This is a genomic window from Actinomycetospora sp. (genome assembly GCF_055612215.1).
This window is the reverse complement of record NZ_JBVPVA010000027.1, coordinates 1-3,682: the sequence shown is the minus strand read 5'-3', so window position 1 is coordinate 3,682 and position 3,682 is coordinate 1. Positions and strand designations below refer to the sequence as shown.

6 protein-coding genes are annotated in these 3,682 nt (G+C 74.3%); all 6 read left to right on the top strand.

Annotation, left to right across the window (positions count from 1 at the left end):
- The coding region (locus tag AC0CYZ_RS00575) for a hypothetical protein (protein ID WP_472211007.1) at positions 1 to 328 on the top strand (328 nt) is incomplete at its 5' end.
- 115 nt (positions 329 to 443) lie between these two features.
- Positions 444 to 1,004, top strand: a complete 561-nt coding sequence (locus AC0CYZ_RS00570) for a YceI family protein (RefSeq protein WP_472211004.1) — start codon at positions 444 to 446, stop codon at positions 1,002 to 1,004.
- A 29-nt stretch (positions 1,005 to 1,033) separates the two neighbouring features.
- Positions 1,034 to 1,939, top strand: coding sequence for a patatin-like phospholipase family protein (locus tag AC0CYZ_RS00565; protein WP_472211001.1), 906 nt, complete (start codon positions 1,034 to 1,036; stop codon positions 1,937 to 1,939).
- A gap of 101 nt (positions 1,940 to 2,040) precedes the next feature.
- Entirely contained in the window at positions 2,041 to 2,535 is a 495-nt protein-coding gene (locus AC0CYZ_RS00560; RefSeq protein ID WP_472210998.1) for an inorganic diphosphatase, read from the top strand.
- On the top strand, positions 2,532 to 3,236 hold the full coding sequence (locus tag AC0CYZ_RS00555; RefSeq protein WP_472210995.1) for a hypothetical protein: 705 nt from the start codon (positions 2,532 to 2,534) through the stop codon (positions 3,234 to 3,236). Before AC0CYZ_RS00560 ends, AC0CYZ_RS00555 begins: the two co-directional genes overlap by 4 nt.
- A gap of 26 nt (positions 3,237 to 3,262) precedes the next feature.
- Positions 3,263 to 3,682, top strand: a 420-nt coding sequence (locus tag AC0CYZ_RS00550) for a carboxylesterase family protein (RefSeq protein ID WP_472210992.1), incomplete at its 3' end; no start/stop codon positions are given.

Genomic DNA, 3,682 nt, shown 5'->3' with positions numbered 1-3,682 from the left:
GGCGCGCGAGGCCGAGCGCGCGGGCGCGGCCACCGTGCTCGTCCCGGCCGCCGAGGCGGGCGCCCCGCGGGCGCGGCACTGGCCGGTCACCGCCCAGGCCCTCGCGGTGCTGCTCGCGACGACGCGGGTGCGGGTGGTCGTCCCGATCCGGGCCCGCGTGTGGGACGTCGAGGCCGTCGCCCGGTTCGCGACGAGCGCGACCGGCCTCGCGGGCGACCGGCTCGTCGTGCACGTGCGCGGCGCGGGCGCGGAGGCGTTCGCCCGGGTGCTGCGCGAGCGCTGGTCGGGCACCGTCCTCGTCGGCGACCAGGCTGCCTCCGCCGCCTGACGGACCCGCTCGCCGGCCTCGTGAGCGGCACCACAGACCCTACGGTTGAAGCTTGAAGCAATGCTGCTAGCCTCGTCCACAGCAATCAGTTGACGCTTCAATCGTGGAGGACACCATGACCGAGACCGCCGCCCCGGTGCTTACGCTCGCCGGCGACTACCAGATCGACCCGGCCCACAGCCGCATCGGCTTCACCGCCCGGCACGCGATGGTCACGAAGGTCCGCGGCTCGTTCGGCGAGTTCCGCGGCACCGCGCACATCGACGACGCCGACCCCGCCGCCTCCAGCACCGAGATCGTCATCGCCGCGAGCAGCTTCGACTCCGGCCAGTCGCAGCGCGACGGCCACGTCCGCAGCGACGACTTCCTCGCCGTCGAGGTGTACCCCGAGATCACCTTCCGTTCGACCGCCGTCGAGAAGGCCGGCGACGACGTCTGGCGCATCACCGGCGACCTGACCATCCGCGACGTCACGGCCCCCATCGCCGTCGACTTCGAGTTCACCGGCCTCGCGAAGGACCCGTTCGGCAACGTCCGCGCCGGCTTCGAGGGCGCCACCACCATCAACCGCAAGGACTACGGCATCACCTTCAACGCCGCCCTCGAGACCGGTGGTGTGCTGGTGAGCGAGAAGGTCGGGCTCGAGTTCGACATCTCGGCGATCAAGCAGGCCTGAGACCCGCGTCCGGCGCTAGCGTGCCGGGCGTGACACGAGCGAACGGCGGACCGGCCCCCGACGGCCGCGCGGCCCGGCAGGGGACGACGGCCCTGGTGCTCTCCGGTGGCGGTGTCACCGGCATCGCCTGGGAGATCGGCGTCCTGCACGGGCTGCGCGCCGCGGGTGGCGCGCTCGCGGTCGCGCTCGACGCGCCCGCCCTCGTCGTCGGGACCTCGGCCGGGTCGGTGGTCGGCACGATCGTCGCCGCCGCCGCGGACCGCAGCGAGTGGTGGGATCTCGAGGACGCCTGGGCCGCCCAGCACGAGCCGGCCTCCTCCGAGGTCGCCCGCGCCGTCGACCTCGAGGGGCTGTTGACCCGGATGGCCGACCCGGCGATGTCGGGCGACCCGGTCGGGGCCCGGCGGGCGGTCGGCGCGTACGCCCGCGAGCTCGACCCGGCCACCGCCCCCGGCCGCGGGCGCTCGGTGTCCGCCCGCCTCCCGGTGCACGACTGGCCCGCCGTCCCGCTGCGCATCACGGCGGTCGACGCACACAGCGGTGAGGTCGTCGTGCTCGACGCCGCGAGCGGGGTCGCCCTCGACGACGCGGTGACGGCGAGCTGCGCAGTGCCCGGGGTCTGGCCGGTCGTCCCGATCGGCGGCCGCGAGTTCATGGACGGCGGCATCGCCTCGCTCGCCCACGTGCCTCTCGCCGCCGGGCACGACCGGATCGTCGTGCTGGCCCCGATGGTGACCCCGAGCGCGGGCGGGCTCCGCGGCGTGGCGGACGAGCTCGCGGAGGTGCGGACGACCGGCGCCGACGTCGTGCTCATCGGCCCCGACGAGGACTACCTGACCGGCCCCGGCGCCGCCGCCCTCGACCCGGCGGGCCGCGCCGAGGCCGCCGACCTCGGCGACCGGTTCGGCCGCGCGATCGCCGCCGCCCACCCCTGACCCGGGCGGGCGACGAGTCCCCGACGTGGCGGGGTGGCCCTCCGGCACCGTCCACGCCACACTGGTGCGCCACACGAACGGTGACGGAACAGGAGCAAGGCGTGGATTTCGACGTCTTCGTCGAGGTGCCGAGAGGCAGCCGGAACAAGTACGAGCTCGACCACAAGTCCGGGAAGCTCCGGCTCGACCGGACCCTGTTCACCGCGACGCAGTACCCGGCCGACTACGGCTTCATCGAGGACACCCTCGGCCAGGACGACGACCCGCTCGACGCGCTCGTCCTCGTCGCGGAGCCCACCTTCCCGGGCTGCCTGGTGCGCAGCCGGGCCATCGGCATGTTCCGCATGACCGACGAGGCCGGGGGCGACGACAAGGTGCTGTGCGTGCCGGTCGACGACCCGCGCCTCGAGCACCTGCGCGACATCCACCACCTCGACCAGTACCACCGCATGGAGATCCAGCACTTCTTCGAGGTCTACAAGGCGCTGGAGCCCGACAAGCAGGTCGAGGGCCACGAGTGGGTCGGCCGGGCCGCGGCCGAGAAGGAGGTCCAGGCCTCGGTGGAGCGCGCCCGCGAGGCCGGCTTCACGACATGATCGGCGCCGACGAGCCCGACGACGGGGGGCTCGGGTACCTCAAGCGGGAGGGCCCGACGCCCAAGCTCGTGGTCGTCGGGATCGTCTGGGCGGGCTTCGGGGTCTTCGGACTGTTCACCGCGCTGCTGATGCACTCCAGCGGCTTCGCGGTGTTCGGGGTGCTGTGCCTCGTCGCGGGGGTGGGGCTCTACTTCGGCCAGCGGACGCGGGACCAGCTCGCCTACGACGAGCTGCACCTGAGCACCGACCCGTGGAGCCCGCCGTCCGACGAACCGGTCGACGTCGGCGACGAGGGCCCGGCGGCGGACGAGGACTCCAGCCCCGTGGGGCACTCCCGGCACGACCACGACGACGACATCCTCGACGCGGAGTACACCGAGTACACCGAGTACTTCGAGTACGAGCAGTCGCCGGCCGACCAGGACGACGGCACGGGCTACGACGACGACGAGGTGGCCTACCAGCGCTACCAGGCCGACCACCAGGCCCGGGACGGCGACGACGAGGACGAGGACGAGGACCACGGGGCCGCCGGCGAGCCCGACGAGGACGACGAGGACGACGACGTGGCGCGCACCTCTCGCATCCCGACCCGGGACGCCGACGACGACGCGTCCTCGGGCCACGGGTCGACGGGCCACGACGACGAGCACGGCAGCGACCGCGAGGACCGCGAGGGCTCCGCCGGGCGCCGCCGGTGAGCCGGACCGCGGGGGAACCGGTGGTCGTGGACACGCCCTCGGGGGCGGTGCGCGGCCGGGTGCACGCCGACGGGGACGTCGTCGAGTTCCTCGGCCTGCGCTACGCCCGTGCCGAGCGGTTCGCGGCCCCCGAGCCTGAACCGGCGTGGGACGGCGTCCGCGACGCCGGGACGCCCGCCCCGCAGTGCCCCCAGCTGCCCTCGCGGATGGACGACGTCGCGGGCCCATCGGACGCCGAGACGCTGGGCCAGGACGAGGACTGCCTGCGGCTGACCGTGCGGGCACCTCACGACGCCGTGTCCGGCGACGACCTGCCGGTGCTGGTGTGGATCCACGGCGGCGCCTACGTCATCGGGGGCGCCTCGCTGTCCTGGTACGACACCGTGCGCCTGGTCCGTGAGGGGCGCGTCGTGACCGTGAGCGTCGGCTACCGGCTCGGGGTGTTC